Annotated in this window: 17 protein-coding genes; 1 reads left to right on the top strand and 16 read right to left on the bottom strand. The window is 41.8% G+C overall.

All coding sequences use genetic code 11. From position 1 onward, the window contains the following. Nucleotide 1: 1 nt before the first annotated feature. Nucleotides 2–2,272, top strand: coding sequence for a xanthine dehydrogenase family protein molybdopterin-binding subunit (locus SYJ56_RS21650; RefSeq protein WP_323837840.1), 2,271 nt, complete (start codon nt 2–4; stop codon nt 2,270–2,272). Nucleotides 2,273–2,298: 26 nt separating this feature from the next. On the opposite strand, the gene SYJ56_RS21655 is transcribed toward SYJ56_RS21650, so the two are convergent. From SYJ56_RS21655 to SYJ56_RS21730, 16 genes are all read right to left on the bottom strand, one after another. Next, a complete protein-coding gene (locus SYJ56_RS21655) occupies nt 2,299–2,796 on the bottom strand; it encodes a DinB family protein (protein ID WP_323837842.1) in 498 nt (165 codons plus the stop codon). Further along, on the bottom strand, nt 2,786–3,208 hold the full coding sequence (locus tag SYJ56_RS21660) for a DoxX family protein (protein ID WP_323837844.1): 423 nt from the start codon (nt 3,206–3,208) through the stop codon (nt 2,786–2,788). Before SYJ56_RS21660 ends, SYJ56_RS21655 begins: the two co-directional genes overlap by 11 nt. Nucleotides 3,209–3,293: 85 nt before the next feature. Further along, nucleotides 3,294–4,364 carry an ATP-grasp domain-containing protein gene (locus SYJ56_RS21665; protein ID WP_323837846.1) on the bottom strand — a complete coding sequence of 357 codons (1,071 nt, stop codon included), beginning with the start codon at nt 4,362–4,364 and terminating at the stop codon, nt 3,294–3,296. A 3-nt stretch (nt 4,365–4,367) separates the two neighbouring features. Next, a complete protein-coding gene (locus SYJ56_RS21670; protein ID WP_323837848.1) occupies nt 4,368–4,820 on the bottom strand; it encodes a YHS domain-containing (seleno)protein in 453 nt (150 codons plus the stop codon). A 160-nt stretch (nt 4,821–4,980) separates the two neighbouring features. Further along, the gene (locus SYJ56_RS21675) at nt 4,981–6,603 is read right to left on the bottom strand and encodes a hypothetical protein (RefSeq protein WP_323837850.1); all 1,623 of its coding nucleotides are present in this window, start codon (nt 6,601–6,603) and stop codon (nt 4,981–4,983) included. Beyond that, nucleotides 6,600–8,783 (bottom strand): hypothetical protein, encoded by a 2,184-nt coding sequence (locus SYJ56_RS21680; protein ID WP_323837852.1) that lies wholly within the window; start codon nt 8,781–8,783, stop codon nt 6,600–6,602. Before SYJ56_RS21680 ends, SYJ56_RS21675 begins: the two co-directional genes overlap by 4 nt. After that, the gene (locus SYJ56_RS21685; RefSeq protein WP_323837854.1) at nt 8,780–9,952 is read right to left on the bottom strand and encodes a BatA domain-containing protein; all 1,173 of its coding nucleotides are present in this window, start codon (nt 9,950–9,952) and stop codon (nt 8,780–8,782) included. Before SYJ56_RS21685 ends, SYJ56_RS21680 begins: the two co-directional genes overlap by 4 nt. Beyond that, nucleotides 9,952–10,821, bottom strand: a complete 870-nt coding sequence (locus SYJ56_RS21690) for a DUF58 domain-containing protein (RefSeq protein WP_323837856.1) — start codon at nt 10,819–10,821, stop codon at nt 9,952–9,954. The genes SYJ56_RS21685 and SYJ56_RS21690 overlap by 1 nt, the downstream gene beginning before the upstream one ends. After that, nucleotides 10,808–11,806, bottom strand: a complete 999-nt coding sequence (locus SYJ56_RS21695) for an AAA family ATPase (protein ID WP_323837858.1) — start codon at nt 11,804–11,806, stop codon at nt 10,808–10,810. Before SYJ56_RS21695 ends, SYJ56_RS21690 begins: the two co-directional genes overlap by 14 nt. 2 nt (nt 11,807–11,808) lie before the next feature. Continuing rightward, on the bottom strand, nt 11,809–12,426 hold the full coding sequence (locus tag SYJ56_RS21700; RefSeq protein ID WP_323837860.1) for a DUF4159 domain-containing protein: 618 nt from the start codon (nt 12,424–12,426) through the stop codon (nt 11,809–11,811). 57 nt (nt 12,427–12,483) lie between these two features. Continuing rightward, nucleotides 12,484–13,800, bottom strand: coding sequence for a TldD/PmbA family protein (locus SYJ56_RS21705; protein ID WP_323837862.1), 1,317 nt, complete (start codon nt 13,798–13,800; stop codon nt 12,484–12,486). A 16-nt stretch (nt 13,801–13,816) separates the two neighbouring features. Then, on the bottom strand, nt 13,817–15,460 hold the full coding sequence (locus SYJ56_RS21710) for a TldD/PmbA family protein (RefSeq protein ID WP_323837864.1): 1,644 nt from the start codon (nt 15,458–15,460) through the stop codon (nt 13,817–13,819). 501 nt (nt 15,461–15,961) lie between these two features. Beyond that, nucleotides 15,962–16,570 carry an alpha-ketoglutarate-dependent dioxygenase AlkB family protein gene (locus SYJ56_RS21715; RefSeq protein WP_323837865.1) on the bottom strand — a complete coding sequence of 203 codons (609 nt, stop codon included), beginning with the start codon at nt 16,568–16,570 and terminating at the stop codon, nt 15,962–15,964. Between the two features lie 9 nt (nt 16,571–16,579). Next, nucleotides 16,580–17,428, bottom strand: coding sequence for a methylated-DNA--[protein]-cysteine S-methyltransferase (locus SYJ56_RS21720; protein WP_323837868.1), 849 nt, complete (start codon nt 17,426–17,428; stop codon nt 16,580–16,582). A gap of 97 nt (nt 17,429–17,525) precedes the next feature. Then, complete coding sequence (locus tag SYJ56_RS21725; RefSeq protein ID WP_323837870.1) at nt 17,526–18,779, bottom strand: RNA polymerase sigma factor; 1,254 nt, start codon at nt 18,777–18,779, stop codon at nt 17,526–17,528. After that, nucleotides 18,769–19,116 (bottom strand): YciI family protein, encoded by a 348-nt coding sequence (locus SYJ56_RS21730; protein WP_323837871.1) that lies wholly within the window; start codon nt 19,114–19,116, stop codon nt 18,769–18,771. Before SYJ56_RS21730 ends, SYJ56_RS21725 begins: the two co-directional genes overlap by 11 nt. Between the last annotated feature and the right edge of the window lie 30 nt (nt 19,117–19,146).

Raw genomic sequence — 19,146 nt, forward strand, 5'->3', positions numbered from 1 at the left:
CATGACTTTATTAAAGAAAAAAATAGATAGAAGATCCTTTTTGAAAGTTTCCTCACTCGCAGGAGGAGGAATGATGTTGAGCTTTAGCTGGCTTGCCGGATGTAAACCTACTCCGGAAGAAGTGTTGACCATGCCTAAGGAATGGTTTGAAATCAACAGCTACATCAAAATCGGTGAAAACGGGTTAGTCACCCTTTTCAACCCTAATCCAGAATTTGGGTCGAACGTGAAAACTTCCCTTCCTATGATCCTGGCAGATGAACTAGGTGTAGATTGGAAAAACGTGCTTGTGGAGCAAGCAGATTTTTATCCTGAGCGCTTCGACCGCCAATTTACAGGAGGAAGTCAAGGAGTCCGGTCAGGATGGATTCCGCTTCGTACCGCTGGTGCCACGGCTAGACATCTCCTAGTTGCCGCAGCAGCTCAAACCTGGAATGTTCCCGCAAGTGAAATCACTACCAAGGCAGGGACGATTGAACATAAATCCTCAGGTAAAAAAGCCGGATATGGTGAGATGGCCTCTCTGGCAGGAACTCTGGAAGCTCCGGACCCTGAAACAGTAAAGCTGAAAGAGATCGCTAATTTTAATATTATCGGCAATTCTAAAAAGAATGTAGATGGAACTAAGATCGTCACGGGCAAGCCTATGTTTGCCTTGGATCACAAAGTGGAAGGCATGAAATACGCTTCCATCGTCCATCCTCCTGCCTTTGGTATGAAGATGAAATCTTTTGACAAAAGCTCCGTTACTTCCATGCCGGGAATCCAAGATGTCTTTGAAGTCAAAGTTTTTAAGGATGACTATGTCAGAAACTTTTTTGACACCACCACTTTTCCAGAAATTATCGCCATTGTGGGGAATTCCACTTGGGAAGTGATGCAGGCTAAGAAAAATCTGAAAGTAGAATGGGAAAAAGCACCGGAAAGCACATTCAAAATGTCTGGCTGGAGCGGGGACGTTTCAGATGTTAAAATCCCAAGTGGACTGGAAAACTCTAGTGAACACAGCGAAAAAATGGCTGAATATATCTCTAAACCTGGAAATATTTTAAGAAAGGACGGAGATCCGGAAGCTGCATTTAAGAATGCTGCTCGGGTGATCGAAAGAACCTATACGGCTCCATTTTTGGCGCACAATACCATGGAGCCGATGAACTGTTTTGCAGATGTGCAAGGCAACAAAGCCGTTATATATGGACCTACTCAAGCTCCAGAGATGATCCGAGGTACGATTGCCAGCAGTCTTGGAATACCTAAAGAAAATATTCAAATCAACCTTGCCCGTATGGGGGGAGGTTTTGGAAGAAGAGCATATAGTCATCATATGACTGAAGCTGCTTTGATTTCACAGCAAATCCAAGCTCCGGTAAAAATGGTCTATACCCGTGAAGATGATATGGCCGCAGGAGTTTATAGACCTGCATATTCTGCTACTTACAGAGCAGCATTGGACGAAAATAATAACCTCACTGCTCTTCATGTAAAAGCTGGAGGGATACCGGAATCTCCGATTCACGCAAACAGGTTCCCAGCTGGGGCTGTAGACAATTACATAGCTGAAGGTTGGCAAATTGAGTCAAACATTACAATTGGAGCATTTCGAGCCCCGGGATCGAATTTTATCGCAGGTGCCGAACAGAGTTTCCTGGATGAATTGGCGGAAGAAATGGGCAAGGATCCGATTGATTTCAGATTGGAATTATTAAAAAGAGCGGAGACTAATCCTGTGGGCAAGAACAACGACTACGATCCAAAACGTTATGCAGGTGTACTTGAATTGGTAAGGGATAAATCCAATTGGTCCAGTGCCCAAGATGGTATTTCAAGAGGAGTTTCAGCGTATTTCTGTCATAATTCTTATGTTGCTGAAGTCATAGGTGTGAGCATAAAAGACAATCAGCCGGTAGTTGAAAATGTCTATGCCGCGGTCGATTGCGGTATCGTGGTTAATCCGGATGCTGCAGCAAATATGGGCGAAGGCGCGATCGTTGATGGAATAGGAAATGCTTTCTATGGGGAAATGGCCTTTGAAAACGGAGTTCCCACTAAAACGAATTTTGACAAATACCGAATGATCCGCCACCAAGAGGCTCCGAAGAAAATAGAGGTGCACTTTGTACAAAATAATGAAGCACCAACCGGACTTGGAGAACCACTCTTCCCTCCTGTTTTTGCTGCATTGGGGAATTCCTTGTATAAAGCTACAGGAAAGAGATTGTATGATCAGCCATTCTATCCAAAGCTTACAGAAATGGAAAATCTGAGAATGTAACTAACTATTATCGACCATTGACTAGGTCAATTAGACATAGATTCTAAGCTTTTTACATAGTCAATGGTCGATTTTGCCACTCCAAAATTTGCGGGAATTACCAAGTAATCGAAACTAATACAGGCGACTTTGATAAGTGCCTGATGATGTATGCAATGCTCTAGATTATAGCAAAGCTCCCGATAATAACTACTTCTGATGGTTTCGAAATTTGATCCTACTTCCATTTTCAGAAGAAGCTCTTTGTCAGGAAGTGCAATCAAAGACTGAATCTCTTTGATTTTTGTTAGGGCAAAAGAAATATCCACCTCCAGGGTCTTGTCTCTCTTTCTGTCATCATAACAAATGATTCCCGTTTCGTATTGGGAAATAAGGCAACCGTATAATTCCAAAATATGGCGAACATGGTTCCCAATACTTGAAGTTTTTAACACTGGAGAAAAATCAGCATAATCCTCGACTTTCAGTTGAATCAAAAAATCTGATAATTCTTTTAAGACCTCCGAATTCAACTTAGCTAGCATACGCATTTTTTATAAAGGTTAATATCTGGTTTTTTAAAATAACACAAAGAATTAAGCAAGCCAAGAAACAAGTGATTGCAAGAGAAAAAAGAGCTCCTCCATCTCCTCTAAACTCAATTCCTATGATAAACACATGAGAAAAAATTGCTCCTAACATCAAAAACACCCCAGTGATTGCTCCAACTGCAGTAGTTTTAGGCACTACAATCAAGATGGCCGTAATCAACTCAGCAATTCCCAAACCTATTCTTCCAATTGGCTCCACTCCAAGTTGGCTAAACAAGGCGACTGAATCTGGATGTGCTCCAAATTTGAAATATAAAGTCTGAAGCAAAATCCCACTTGCAAGCAAGCGTAAAACCCAACTCAGAATTGTTACTTTGCTTTTCGATTGTGATTTATTACTTATCATGATTGATAGAAAGTTTAAAAGCTAAAGATAGTCGTCCTTGTAGTCGAGGATTGTCTGCCTAATTACTTTTTGCTGAATTAGCTTATCACTTTTTCAAATACTGCATCAGACTTCTCCAGGTATCCCTATCCTTGTATTTTTCTCGATTTCCAACAAGATTAAGCTTGGCCATTTTTGCCATGTATTGAAAATAGAAACTGATGGTTTTCAAACTTTCATAATAGCTTTTTTCAGGAGAATACATATGAATAGGCTCTGCATTGGATCCATTTACTTCCAAAATGATTACTTGCCCCGGACCTGTCAGTTCACTTAAATCATCCACCTTCACATCTAGCCTGCCATAATTAATCCCCTCTACATTCTCAAAAATCATCTCAAAAGCCGTAGTCATTTCAGCATTGATATAAGCACTATAGTCCAAAAATACTGCGCCTTTGCAATGATTGCCCATAGGACTGAGTTTCACAATTTCATCTCCAGAAGGAATGGAAGTGGGATCATGTAGTTGAATCAGGTCTTGATATCGATTCGCTCTTGGGTGATTTTGGATCAACTCTGAGATGCTGGATGTCCCATCACCAATCACCTGAAGCGAAATCTTTCTCGTAAGGGATGAAATCGAGAATTCTCCGGTTACAGGATTTTTAAAGAAGAAAACACCGTATTCCTGCCTCTTTCCTATGAATTCCTGAATCATGTAAGCATCCTTCGGCTGTTCGGCCAAATAGGTTTCCAATTCCTCCCACTTACGGATGAGCTTTACACCTTTTCCTCTCTCACCCATATCAGGCTTGATAATGAAAGGGAAAAGTATCCTTTGCTTTCTAACCCGATCCAAAATCAAGTTGATATTTTCCTCTGAATAAAGCAGACAAGTTTTAGGCAAATTGAGCGAAGGAAAATGGTTTTGAGCAGCAAATTTGGAGTAATTATATAAACCGCCATTTTCCAATGCAGGATTGGCTGCCGCAAAGAAGTTTGCTTTTCGGAGCCGAATAGCCCAAGAAACCCCAATAAGGAACATGGGTAGATGAAACCACCAAGCTGGCCTAAACTCGAATGAGTTGAACATACGGGTGGGATCTGTCAGTTTTTCCCAATCCGTGGGTGAAATCTCAGCTGCGTCTAGACTTTCTTTGGCGACTACTTGCATGCTTTATTTGTCCTTTTTGACCTTCGGCCAGTTCTCGTCTGCTTTTTTGATCATTTCAGCTTGATCAGCCATCCAGTCCGTTTGCACTTTCTTGTTGTAATTCAGATACAATTTATCATCAACTATCTTCCAAGCATCAGGGGAAATGGGAGCCTTATAGCCTCCAGCCAGACCAAAAGCACAGTACCCACCGTATTGAGGCATGAATTTCGAAGGGTTGGATTTGAATAGGTCAAGATTTTTCTGGGAAGAAAAATACCAATTTGCTCCTTCATGGATAAACTTGAATTCTTCTTTTCCCATCACTGGCTTTGATTCTGCAAAATAAGCGACAGGATCATACCCCTTTATCGCTTTGCTATTTTCGGAAAATATTTCCGGCTTTTGAGCGTAAGACGCAGAAATCAACAACATCATGACGAAACCGAAGGCAACTTTTCTTACATAATCATTCATAATAATACATGTTTAAGGTTTAGCTGACCATTCAATCAGCAACTTACACTTATACTCAAAGAACTTTCCTTAGGCTGGATTTCTTTGTCGCTTGAGATACAAATTGGAGAAAAAAAGTTTTTAAACTACAGTCACACCTCAAGAAATAGTGACTATAATCTCATTTCAAAGCCTTAGGTTCCAGCCATATCATCCCCAAAATCAATAGAAATAATCCAAGCCATACCCAATCGGAAATCTTGCCCTTTGCTACAGAATCAGAGGAAAAAATTTCCTTCTTAGAATAACTGCGTAAAAAATCAGCCCGTAATTTCTTAGCCCTCAAACTTGGCCATTTATCAGCAACATAGCTGTAGAATTCTAAACTATCTGCCACTGAAACCCATCCCGAATCCAGATTTACAAACTTTCCTATTCTAGAAAAGGGGTTGACAAGTGAAGGTTGAAGAAAAACTGAATCAGAGTCAATAATTATAAAGTCCTCTGTGAAGTTCACTTGATTCACTTGAATTTCAGCTTGCATTCCTTCAAACGCAGGCTGTTGAAATTCAATAGAACCAGATTCCTGAGGAAGCATAGCTCCTAAGATTTCCTGCCAAATCTCCTGATACCTCAAACTATCACCGCCCAATTTGAGTGGAAAAGTCTTGCCCAGCAAACTCACACCAATTTTACCATTACCAACTTGCTGCATTGCAAAAGCTTGGTCAAAGGATGATTTCTGTGCAATAGCGTTCTCTATCGCATAGGACAATGCTTCGAGCCCTCCTTCAATTTCCCTGCTCTCTTGGGTTGTGATTCGCTTAGTTTTAAAGTTGGTTCCAAATGCCTTATTAATTGCAGGGATATCATTCCCTACCTCTCCCAAATTAATTACCAAAACTGAGGCTCCATTATCGACCGCATCCTGGGTTGACTTTTTGGAAAGCTGCTCCGGATCAATGATCAGAAATTGAAGTGAATCTGATTCCGAATTTCCTGAACGGATAATTGAGTTTTTTGAGATATCAATCCGCTCATTTACCTGTTCGCCTGAGTTAATCAAAAACTGTCTCAACATCCTGATTTCAGCATCAGGAAAAGCAAATTGCAAACTGTATTGAATGGGTCTAGCAGCTTGCGCAAAGAAATTCACATGGCCGACTAAGCTATCATTCACCATCAAACTCAACTCATTTCTTCCCACAACTTTCGCGGGGAATCTTAAGCTAAAAGTACCAGAACTTGGGTCTGCAATTGTTTCAGCCAGCGTTTCTCCTTGTTGAGTTAGAATAATTCTTAACGAATCGCTGGTTTCAATTCTGCCGTTTACTGCTTGCAACTCACCCTCACGCAGCATTCCCTTCCAATCCAAAAATATAATTGAACCATATTCAATATCCACAATCCATCTAACATCCTTGGCTGTGAATTTTAGTAAATCTCTCTGGGTGAAATCCGACCCTAGGAGATAGATAGGGTTTCCCAGACTTTTATAATCAGTGATGGCCACAGACTTTTTTATCTCCAGACTATCCTTCCAGTAGCGGAGTTTATCTTTTGTGATAGCTGCCGAATGAACCAATACCGCTTCCGCAGGACGATTGGAGATCCAAATTGGCTGAAACATGTATGTGATCAGCACTAGGGCAAAAAGTACATTCAATGAGATCTTGACTGCTTTTCTCCAAGCTTTATGATTGGACTTTAGAATCCATAAAAGCTGAAAGCAAAAAATGACAATAATTGCCCCGACAAACAACCAGGCCCATGTCCAGGATATCAAAGGTTCGAATTGAATCATTGCAACTTGCTCCAAAAGGCTTTTTCGAGTTCTTTCTGTTTGAGAAAAGATGCATTCACACCTTCACTTTGGGCTATCAGAGGATACAGTTTTTGGAATAATTCCTTCTTTCCATCTTCGTCTATTTTTCCTGCATTCAACTCCTGAAGTCTTACCAAAATAGACCAATCCTCCATTCCTGAATAGTTCATCCTAGAAGTCCAAATTTCACCCAGTTTCTGTACAGCGGCTTTGTCAAGATCCGAAAGCTGTTGTTTGGGAAGCATTCCTAAGACTTCCGCGGCGAGTGGTGCCAAGCGATTGGTCAGCTCAAGTTGATCAACTTCAATTTGATTTTTCAGATCGTCCAGATCACCCGTCAATCGCTTTTCCTCCTCCTTGATCGGAGGCGGATCAAAACCTGTACGTTTCACATAAACTCTAGATTTCTGCTGAACAGTTTTCAAATATTCCAGCGCCTTTTCCTGATAAGGCAAAGCTTGAGCAGGCTCAAAAAGTCTTAACTGCAATTCCGATTGCCACATCTGATCCAAAGCTAATTTAAGAGTGCTTTTTGTAGATTCTTCAAAATAAGTGTTGGCTTCCCCGTCCTCATGATTATGCAGGTACGAGTCCAATAAGCCTCCCAATCCACCATAATCATCCGAAGCATGTGACTCAGCCTCATTATGGGATTCAAGAGCTTGAGAAGGTATAAGTACGTTTGCAGTGATTCCTGCCTCATGCTCCTCATCATGCCTATGCTCATATCCCTCTAACAAATTCTCGCTGTCCGCTACTTGTCCACCCCCAGCATTTTCCTCGAATTCCTCTCCTAGATACTGCCCATAGCGTAATCTCAGCATTTTCTGATCGTAGCCTATTTCATTGGAAATAATATTGAATTCCTGCTCAGTGAGGTTCATTTTATCAGCCAAAAGTTTTTGGGTATCGATGATGATCTGTCGCTGGCTTCTGAAATACGCTGGCATAACATGTATGGCCATTCCTACCAGTTCCTCCTCACTCATTCCTGCCGAATCCACATAGTTGATGAAATAGGTATCACTTCGCGAAAAGTTTGGCTCAGGGGATTTATTATCTATAGCAGCCCAATAGTAATAAAGCTCATCTCCATGCTTGAAATCCAGGGAATTCAGATCCAGCTCCACCAAAAGATTTTTGGACTTAAAATTCTGGGCTGGAATCGGAATTCTATTCTCCCGAAACTTCACATTTTCACCGGAACCACGAGCCAAAGTGGCCACCAAGAATACTTCCCGAACCTGAAAGTCATCCGAGACTTTTGCGTTCACATTTACGATTTTTGGGTCATGGGTAAAATGATAGGTGTACAGTTCCTTATCCGAAGGTTGAATTACAGGAGGCGTATCCAAGACAGCCTGTAAAGAAAAAAATTCAGACTCAAAGACTAGCTCATTATCCTTACTCGCACGAAGTGAATAAATTCCTGAACTCTTCACCCGATCAAGAAGGACAAAATGATCTTGCTCTTTTGTAAACTGTAACCCATCTCCATTGGAATTGATTAACTCCAATGTGAGATCCTGAGCATTTGAAAATGAAATAAGCCATTCTATATCAGAGCCAATTATAGCATTTACTTCAAGTGAAGATTGATTTACTTTTGGTAGTCTTGTATAAGAGGGAGGAGTGATAGATACTGATGCAGAGATCATTTCTACAGGCATATTTCCTACGGAAACTCCTTCCACTTTATTCTCCAATTTGGCCTGAATGGTTGGTAACATTTCTTCAGGAAGACTCAAAAGTGATAGCCCGTAAACACCCGAGGTAAGAAGCAAGGCGATCAGAAAAGGCCAGGTATTCTTATACCACATCTGGATTTCTCCACCCTGAAAGTTAGCGTTCACCCGCTCCCACTGAAGCTGCTCAGCTATATTCTTGGTGGACTTGTCGAGGAGTTGCAGACTGAATTCCAGATTCGGAAACTGCCGATGCATAAGCTGGATAGCCTGAGATCGCATACTATGGAACAAACCCAAAACATATCCAGAAACGATAAAACCCAGGAGAGCAATCAAACTGATAACAGGAAAGGATAATGTAAAAATCCTTGCAAACACAGCAACTGAAAGACCTGCAAGCAAAGATTTCAGTCCAGCCTGCACATGCAATTGTAACTCACTTTTGGCGATATAACGTGCTATCCTGCTCATAACCCTTCCTTATTGGCAAAGTATCGTTCGGCTCCAAAACACAGCACAAAAAGCCCCAATAAAAGCAAATTGAGATTAGCCTTCTTATCCTCTCCCTTGGGATGCTCTACCAAAAACCTGTTCTCCATCTGAGAGTGACTTAAGGGCACATCTTTCTTCTCGATACCCGAAAACTCCAGAAACATCTCCAGAATCACTTCAGGCAGCTTTCCAGTCTGCACCAATTCAGAATGCTCAAAATTCAATTTCTCCGAAAAAACTAAAAGATTGGCTTGTTCAGAAAAAGAGAAGTCGTCTGAGATAAAGAAGAATTTGTCTTCATTACTATCAACTGGAACTTGTCTATCAAATATCAAATTTGCTTCCTCCATCTGTACCTTTTCCTTGAAGCCAAATCCATACACATCTTTGATTGCTTCCAGAGATGCAATAATGAATTCACGCTCGCTTGAAGAAACATCCCCCAGATAGTACCCGAAATCTTCCTTTTCCAACCTAATTGAAGCTGCTGTTTCATTTTCCTCTGAACTAGGGACCACCAAGCCACTTGGATCAACTTCAAGCATTTTTCCTCCCTCTACTGAGATAAGTTGCTTTTGAAGGGTAGCTAAATCCGCCCTCCCCAAATAGAGATTTGGTTTGAGTGGGCTAAGGAAAAAATCTGATTTCAACCCGTTTTGGGAATTAGCCATGTAAAAATTGAGTGCAGTAACGTAACTTGGAATAAGATCAAGTGAAGCTTGAATACTACTAACTTTATCATCTGTATTTAAATTATCTAAGTCACTAATTGGAAAAAGTTTATCATCCGACCAATAGACCTTCTCGCCTTTTTCCAGAGCTTGCTGAAGCTCAAACTTAAACTCTTCCACCACTTGTTCATTTGGCTGAACCAAATGAATGACGTGCTCTTCAGGCGTATTATTCAGGATGGGGATAAACACCTGACTTAGCAGTAACACCAGTAGCACAAGCATAAGAATCCTCAGCAAAAGCACCAGGATATTCTCCAGACGGAAACCTTTAGCAACGGAACTTTCCTCCTTGGAAAGCCAATGCATAGCTGCCCAATGGATGACCTGACCTTTTGTTCCCTGCCAAAGGTGGATCAGGATTGGAATGCTGATTCCCAGCAAACCCCAAAGCAATATAGGCTGAAGAAACTGCATCAGAACAAGGATCTTTGGGACAGAAATTTACTGATCACTTCAGAAATGGACTCTGTCAATCCCACCTGAAACATGTGAACTTGTGGTAGAAGTAAAGATTGTTTAAATTCTGATAAATAGCTTTTTATAGATTGGTTATAGTTTTTATCTATCGACTTATGATCCAGAATTACCGTTTGATCTGACTCCAAATCTTTAAAGCTAAAATTTCCTTTTAGGTCAAACTTCTCTTCCTGCTTTCCCAAAATTTGGAACAACACAATCTCCTTTTTTGGATGACGCATTTGCTCCACGATATCCACCCACTCATTATCTTTTTGCAAAAAATCGGAAACTAGAATTATCAATTCTTTCTGCTTGCTTTTCAATAGAGGAAAATCCTGCTTCCCTATCGGCCAAGATCCAGCCGCTGTTTCTTCCTGTAAATAATACAGCATGCGTTGAAATGCTTTGGGTGAGGCTGCTACCTTCTGCTCCACTTTCCCATCCTGACAGGCAAAATAACTCAATGAGTCTCCTTGCTGATGTGCCAAATAAGAAAGCGAAGCAATCAGGTTTTTAGCGTAATCCAGCCGTTTGATTCCGTTTTCCTCATAATTCATCGATCCCGATAGATCAAGCATCATACGGATATGCAAATGGCTTTCTGTCTGTGATTCTTTGACCATGTACTTGCCTGAGCGGGAGAAGTACTTCCAGTCTATCCTCTTGGGATCATCTCCGGGTTCATAGTACCTGTACTGCTCAAACTCAGAACCTACCCCCACGCGCTTGCCGAGGTGCACTCCGTTCTTGAGCTGCTCGCTGATAATTCTTGCGGCAAGCTTCAAATTGTTGAGTTTGATAATTTCCAGATTACTTGCTTGCATGGATAGGCATTTCTTCTAGAATTTTGGAGATAACTACATCCGGTTGAATATTCTCAGCTTCCGCACGAAAGTGCAAAGAGAGTCTATGTCTCAATACCGGAAAAGCCAGCGTCTCGATATCTTCTGGAGTGACCGCATAGCGTCCTTTCACCAATGCCCTTGCTTTAGCACAAAGAATTAAAGCCTGGCCTGCACGGGTGCCTGCCCCCCACTCCACATAATCTATAACAGCTTGAATTTCTGAATTATCAGGACGGGTAGCTCGAATTAACTTATTGATGTAAACAAGTAATTCAGAATCAATATGGACCTCCCTAGTGAGTTTTTGTAAGTTCAATATATCCGTAGCCGAGTAAACTGCGTCGGGTTTGCCTTTGTATGTTCCTGTAGTTTTTTCCAAGACATCCAGTTCCTCTTGCTCAGATGGATATCCTAATTTGATGTACAACAGAAATCTATCAAGTTGCGCTTCTGGCAGTGGGTAGGTTCCAGACTGCTCAATGGGATTTTGCGTAGCAATAATCAAGAAAGGAGACGGAAGTGGATGATGCTGTCCACCGTATGTCACTATCTTTTCTTGCATAGCTTCAAGCAGTGCAGCTTGGGTTTTGGGTGGAGTTCTGTTGATCTCATCTGCCAAAACCATGTTGGCGAAAATCGGACCTCGGTTGAACTGGAAAAATTTCTTGCCTGTCTCGTGATCTTCTTCCAAAATCTCTGTGCCCAAAATATCTCCCGGCATCAAATCAGGCGTGAATTGAATCCTTTTGAAATTCATCTCCATCCCCTGAGAAAGGGAATTTACCATCAGTGTCTTTGCCAAACCAGGAACACCTTCAAGCAAGCAATGCCCTCCTGCCAAAAGTGTGATAATAATCTCCTCGATCACAGACTCCTGACCCACGATGACTTTCGCTATTTCTTTTTTAAGCTGGGGAATCTTAGCCACCAACTCTTTATATGCTGTTAATTCTGTGTTTTCCAAAATCATTGTGTTAATGCATAAACCACTATGTTGACACCAAACTTGGTATTATCAATTTTTAAGAAGCGTTTGTTTCTGAAATCGTAATCCCATTCACAACCATAATCCTTATTACTGTAAAGCACTCCTATTCGGTCGTTTATGATGATAGCTTTTAAGTAATCATGTATCAGGTCATCTCCCCAGCCATTGAGTTCAAAGGAGGTTGCGGGTGGGCCATCTTCGAACTCAAAGAAGGATGAATATATTGGGTGGTTATTGGGGATTTTCTGGAGTGCATCTTCTCCAAAGGTCTTGGCCATTTCGGCCTCAAAGGATTTGGCGAAAAGCCCGTCTATGTCATGATTGCAATCATCTGCAAAAACAAAGCCTCCGTTAGTTACATAAGTCTTGAAATTCTGTCGCTCTTCTGAGGAGAATTCCACCAACTTATGTCCACTGATGTAGCAAAAGGGACTTTTGAAAATTTCCTTGCTGCTCAGCTCTATTACTCTTTCCTTTTCGTCCACAGGAATGGTTGTGTATTCCACAAGGGAATTGAGCAAGTTGACAGGCATGCGCTGATCTGTGTCCCAATTGCCGGAATTGTATTTTATCCTGGTAAAGAAGAAAGGTTGCATTGTAGGGATTAGTGTTCAGTCTCAGTGATCACTGTCATCTGACCACTGTCAACTTAATTAAACTGCGTCAGACAAACTGGTGAACGTAAAGTCCCGGATTTTCATAGCAGGTATCAAATCACCGCCAACCCGCTGCTGCTGTCCCAGCGATTCGATATTGTTCAGCATGATGATAGGACTTTCATTGAATCGGAAGTTTTTCACCGGAAATTTGATCTGGCCGTCTTCTATGTAGAAAGTTCCGTCACGCGTCAAACCTGTGTATAGCAAGGTTTGAGGATCTACTGCTCTGATATACCAGAATCGGGTAACCAAAACACCTCTTTCCGTACTCTTTACCATATCGGCTATCGATTGGTCTCCACCGGCTATAATCATCCCGCTAGGCCTTCCTGTAGGTTCCACACCTTGTTTCTCTGCCCAGTAGCGTGAATAAAACATGTTTGTTACCACACCGTTTTCTACCCATTTCATTGGCTTCTGAGGAAATCCTTCATTGTCCCATGGTGAACCCGGGATCTGCGGACTTAATGGATCAGAATAGATATTTACACGCTCGTCAAACAGCTTTTCACCGAGTCGGGTTCCTCCACCCTTTTTGCTTAGAAAGCTTCTGCCTTCATCAGCACTTCGGGCATCCAGACTTCTAGTCAATAAGCCCATCAAGTCTCCTGCAGCCGTAGGCTCTAGAATTACTGTGTATTTGCCTGGCTCTATTGCTTGGGCATTCTGTGATGCCTGGGCTTTCTGCATGGCGATGTTTGTGACATCTTTAGAATTCAAAAGATTCACATCATTGAAATCCCTGATAGCGTATCCGGATCCTGTACCATCGGGAGTTCGCACTGTTATTGAGAAATCTACAGATGTCCTTTTGTTGTAGCCAAAAAGCCCTTTGCTGTTGCCTTGTGCCACGAAACCCGAAAAATCCTCCAGGTATCCAGCTGCAGTAAGATCCTTTTCACTGCTAGGACCAATGCTATCTGCTGCAATCTGAGCGCGCTGATCAGGATCAATCTCATCAGTAGAGCTCACGAAAGTTTTACTCTCCACATACTCCTGCGGACCTAACATTGGCATGTATTCAGGATTCTCCGGTGCCAACTGTGCAATTTCCTCTGCCCTTGCCACTGCCTTTTTAAGGGATTCATCGTCTAGCTCATTGATTGTGGATGAGCCGGATTTTTTGCCGTAGACTGAGGTAATACTCAATCCTATTTCATTTGTCTCTCCACTGGTGCTCACCGAATTTCTTGCGTAGCGAATATTTCCGGTTCTGCCACCGGAGATTGTCACCTCAGTCTCATCCGCTTTAGCGTAGGAAAGTACTTTATCTATTATTTGCTTTGCTTCTTCTTTAGTTAAAATCGCCATAATGCTGGTGTTGAGGTTAAATATTTCTTCCCGTATTGATCACATTCACGCCGTCGAAACGGGTGGTAGAGCTACCATGTGATACTGATGATATCTGCGATGGCTGCCCTTTCCCGTCAAAGAAAGAACCAAAGAACCTATAGTCATCCTTATCGCAAATCTGGGAACAAGAATTCCAGAATTCCTGAGTATTGGACTGATAAGCCACATCCTCAAGCATACCAGCGATTTCACCATTTTTGATTTCATAGAATAATTGACCTCCAAACTGGAAGTTATATCTCTGCTGATCAATGGAATACGAACCACGTCCCAAGATGTAAATACCTTTTTCCACATCCTTAATCATTTCTGCAGGGCTCAGCTTCTCAGTGCCTGGACGCAAAGAAACGTTTGGCATACGCTGAAATTGAACCGAGCTCCAGTTATCGGCAAAGCAGCATCCATGGGATTCCTTTTCTCCTAATATGCCTACCTGGTCACGAATAGCCTGATAATTCACAAGCACACCATTTTTGATCAGATCCCATTCTTTTGTTTTGACACCTTCATCATCATAGCCGGTATTCCCAAGGGAAAGAGGCTGAGTCTTATCCGCAACGATATTTACTTTATCTGAACCGTATTTGAAATCTCCTGATTTCCACTTTTCCAACGTAGCGAAGCTAGTTCCTGCGTAATTGGCCTCATATCCAAGTACACGATCCAACTCAAGCGGATGTCCTACCGATTCGTGAATAGTCAATCCCAAGTGATCAGGATCCAATACCAAATCATATTTGCCCGGCACTACAGATTTTGCAGCTATTTTCTCCTGAGCATGCTTGGCTGCGTTGGTGGCATCTTCTACTATATCGTAGGTGTTTTTGTAGCTGTTAAAACCAGCCGGGTTCATGATTTTGTCCTCAGCCAAGCCATCCATGTATTCATATCCCATACCCATTGGTGCGCTAAGCGCCTGTCTGGTTCGGAATCCTCCAGATTCTTTATTCACCGCTGTAACGGTGAATGTAGGCCATATTCTATGGATATCCTGGTCGATGTACGAGCCATCTGTGGAAGCAAAGTACTTCTGCTCATTGATCATAAACAGCGCAGAATTGACAAAAGCAGCTCCATTGTCAATTGCAGCATTGTTCGCATTGAGCAAAAGTTCAATTTTCTCTTTTACCGGTATTTCTAAAGCATTTTTCTTAATTGGTGTATTCCAAGTTACTTCACCGTGTCCCGGCTCCGGTGCAAGTTCAACAGGCTCTTTCTGAAGCTTGGAATTTGCTTTTGCTATGGATACAGCAGTTTCTGCACATTGCTTAATCCCGTCTGGGGAAACATCGGAAGTAGAGGAAAAACCCCAAGTTCCATTGGCAATTACTCGGATTCCAACGCCAAAAGTCTCTCCATTGGAGATATTCTGAACGTTTTTGTCGCGGGTAAACACATTCTGTCTCAAGTATCTCCCAATTCTAACATCGGTATAGGTAGCGCCCTTTGCAATGGCTGAATTGAGTGCAATATCAGCAAGGACTTTCTTGGCGGCGGCATCGATTCCCGGCACGAGCAATTGCTCTGCTGAGACCGGATTCCCCATCATTACAAGTCCGGAAGTGGCAAGGGCACCAAGCCCCATTCCGGAAAGGTGGATAAAATCTCTTCTTTTCATCTTGCTCGATTTCAATTGATCTCCTGGTTAAAGTTTATGGTTTATATTTCTACTGATACTATTGGGTTTAATAGTCCTATCAAAGTACTGCTATCCTCGGATTAAGAAAAATAAAAATACAGACTCGGTAAAATTTCAGGGTGTGAATTGAAAAATGCCCGTCGAAAAATACAGAATTCACTTTTTTTGACCCTATACTTCAAAAAGATCAAAAACTCGGGAAGGTTAGATTTATTATGTAAAGTCAGCCAGTTACTCAAAATTATCGCTGAACTGCGTGCTCTGTTTCTCCCGATGACTATCGGGACTCCGCGTCCATTGAGGCAATGAAATTCAAATTAATCCAGCTTCTTGAGAAGCAGGATAACTTAGGACTGAAGTAAAGATTGCTAGGAATTTGTCGCTGAACTGCGCTCTCCGCGTAACTCTCCGTGCCCACCGCGGTTAAAATGGGGAGGAAATTTCAAATTAATCCAGCTTCTGGAGAAGCAGGATAACTTATCACCGCACAATCGTCCGAAAAGTCAAATTGACTCTCGGTTTGGATACCAGCTTTGTAGGCGGAAGCCTATGCATCCAATGTGTCTGGGTAATTCCTTTCATCACCAGCAAACTCCCACTTTCCAAAACCTGCGAGACTGTCTCCTTCGAAACTTTATGCTTAAAAGCAAACTTGCGCTCGGCTCCAAAACTCACCGAAGCAATGGCTCCATTTTTTATCAAATCCTTTTCTCCATCGCTATGCCAAGCCATCCCCTCACTCCCATTGTGGTATAAATTCAGCAAACAGGAATTGAAAGTCTCTCCTGTTTTCTTTTCTACCAACTCTTTTAGCTCTAGCAATTCCTTGGTCCAAGGCAGTGCTGTTTTAGTGTGATTGGAATAGGTGTATTCAAAAGCATTCTCTGCATACCAAGCAACTTTACGCTTCGTTTCTATGCGTTTTCCAAAAATAACAGCTACATCATTCTTCCATTGAATTTCATTCAACAAATAATCAAAATAACTCAATGCCTCGATAGTAGGCATAATCTTGCCGTAGTAATTCACCATGCCGTCCTTGGGCAATAGGTTGTTATTTTCCAGCGAACCCTGATTAAATAAATCCATGATGTTGTGTTATCCTTCTCTGGTTAGTTGGGCTGCTTCCCAACCTATAATTGCTGATTTTCTGGTATTTCCCCACATGTAACCACCGATTTTACCACTGGATTGAATCACACGATGGCATGGAATCAGGAAAGCAACAGGATTACTACCAATTGCAGTTCCAATGGCTCGGGAAGCTTTTGGCTTTTCTATTTCCTCAGCTATTGCACCATATGTTGTGAGATTCCCTTGCGGTATTCTTAGCAGGGCATCCCAGACTTTCAATTGAAACGGGGTACCATGCAAGTGTAATTTGATCTGATTGAGTTTGCTCCAATCATGCTGAAAAATAATCAAGGCTTCTTGCTGAATGTTATCTACAAGCTGATGGTAAGAAGCATTTGGAAAGCGGGATTTCATTCTCTCTTCTCCTTCGGCTAGATCAGTGAAAAAAGCCAAATGACAAATACCTTTCGGTGTAGAGGCTACAATGATTTCTCCGAATGGGCTTTCAGCAAAACTGTAATTGATCTGGAGATTTTCTCCTCCATTTTTGAATTCCCCCGGGGTCATTCCTTCTATTTTCACAAATAAATCATGAAGCCTCCCGGTACCGGAAAGCCCGGTTTCCTGTGCAGCTTCAAAGAGTGTAGCTTCCTTGCCTTGTAATAGCTGTTTAGCATATTCCACACTGAGGTACTGCATGAATTTCTTTGGGCTCACTCCTGCCCAGTCGCTAAACATGCGCTGAAAATGGAAAGGACTCAGATGCACTTGCTCTGCAATTTGCTCTAAAGAGGGCTGGCTTTTGAAATTGGTTTGGATATAAGCAATTGCTTCGGCAATACGCTGGTAATTGATGGACTGGCTCTCGCTCATATTCTAAATGCTAGGTAACCCAAAAGTAGCGTGATTCATAGAATAGCAAAACCCGAATCTTGCGGGGTTTGGAAAATGCTCCGTTTCAACTGAGAATTTATAATCTCTCTTCTAAAGACTGCATCTTTTTCCTGAGATAATCTTTTTCCATACTATTTGAACAAAAGTCAATGGCTAGTTTTATTTGCTGTAAGGCGTTGTCAATATCTCCAGCTTTTTCATAATATTCTGCATAGCAGCCATAAAACAAATACCTACGTTGGCTTAGCGACTTAGGTGCAATTCTGACAAGTTCTAATTTCGCTTCCTTTAGTTTTCCCAGTTGTAAAAATATGGTTGCCTTTGAAAGCAAAACATGATCCGAGGGCATCATCAGATACATGTCATCGTAATACTTCAGTATGCGCTGCCAGTTAGTATTCTCAAATTGAACTGCCCGCACATGCTCAGAAGCAATAGCTGCCTCCAAATGATAAATACAATGATCGTCAAATTCTGCCGACTTTTGCAATGCATCATTTCCGAGTAAGATAAGTGGCAAATACCATTTTGAGCGATCCTGATGCTTGAGGTCAATGATTTCGGAATTGCCCATTTTTGATTCCAAGCGAGATGCATGAAAGCACATAAGTGCAAAAAGAGCATAAGTACCTCCAGTTCTAAACTTCTCTTTCTGAAGTAATAGTTTACAGAGTCGAATCGCTTCTCCGCAAAGATCCTTTGAAATCAATTCATCCGCTTTAGTAGAGTGAAAACCCTCATTAAAAATCAGGTAAATAATATGGAGCACACGCGAGATCCGAATTGGAATTTGATTTGGAGAAGGGTATGAAAGCGTGATATCTAACGTCTGAATTTTCTTCCGGGCACGCACTAAGCGCTTTTTAATGGTTTCTTCGTTTTGAAGAAGAGCAGCAGCAATCTCTTTCATAGAAAAGCCCGAGATGGCTTTTAATGCAAATGCAATCTGCTCTTCCTGTGAAAAACTAGGGTGACAAGCCACGAAGATCATTCGCAACTGGCTATCTGCCACTTCATGACCTAAAAAATAATCGTTGATCTCTTCACCAATAGGTGTTTCATTAACGCCTTCATGCCTTTCCTTTGTGGCATTCTGCTGGCGCAAAAGATCTATGGTTCGATGCTTGGCTGCCTGAGTAAGCCAAGCTTCAAGATTATCAGGCAACTCATTTCTCCAGTGAAGAGCTGCTTTCAAAAAAGTATCTTGAACGGCATCCTCGATCAGTTCCAGATTATGTAGGCCGAAGATTTTAGACAAAATAGCGACCATCTTTCCATACTGATGTCTGAAAAGATGGTCAACTAATTTATTTTCTCTGCTATTGCTCAAATTTCATTACTTCTCTGATTTCTACTGTACCTCCCAAATCATAATCTGGAAAATCCTGCGCAACGGAGATTACCTCATCATAACTTTCTGCCACTACAGTATAGTAACCTCCGATTATCTCCTTGCTTTCGGTAAAGGGCCCATCAGTCACAATACGATCTGGCCCCGAGATACTTTTTCCAGTAGCGTGTAATGCTTCGCCACCGCGCAAGATGCCTTGGCTTTTCATTTTTTCACCCCAGGCAAACCATTTCCCCATTCGCTCTTGAAGCTGCTCTGGAGATAATCCCAACTCCTCGTAATCAGCCCCGATAAAAATCATCATAAAATCTTTCATAATTCTGGTTTTAAATGTGTCGTGTTTTAT

Origin of the sequence: Algoriphagus aurantiacus, assembly GCF_035156405.1 — a bacterium.
Classification (GTDB): Bacteria; Bacteroidota; Bacteroidia; order Cytophagales; family Cyclobacteriaceae; genus Algoriphagus; species Algoriphagus aurantiacus.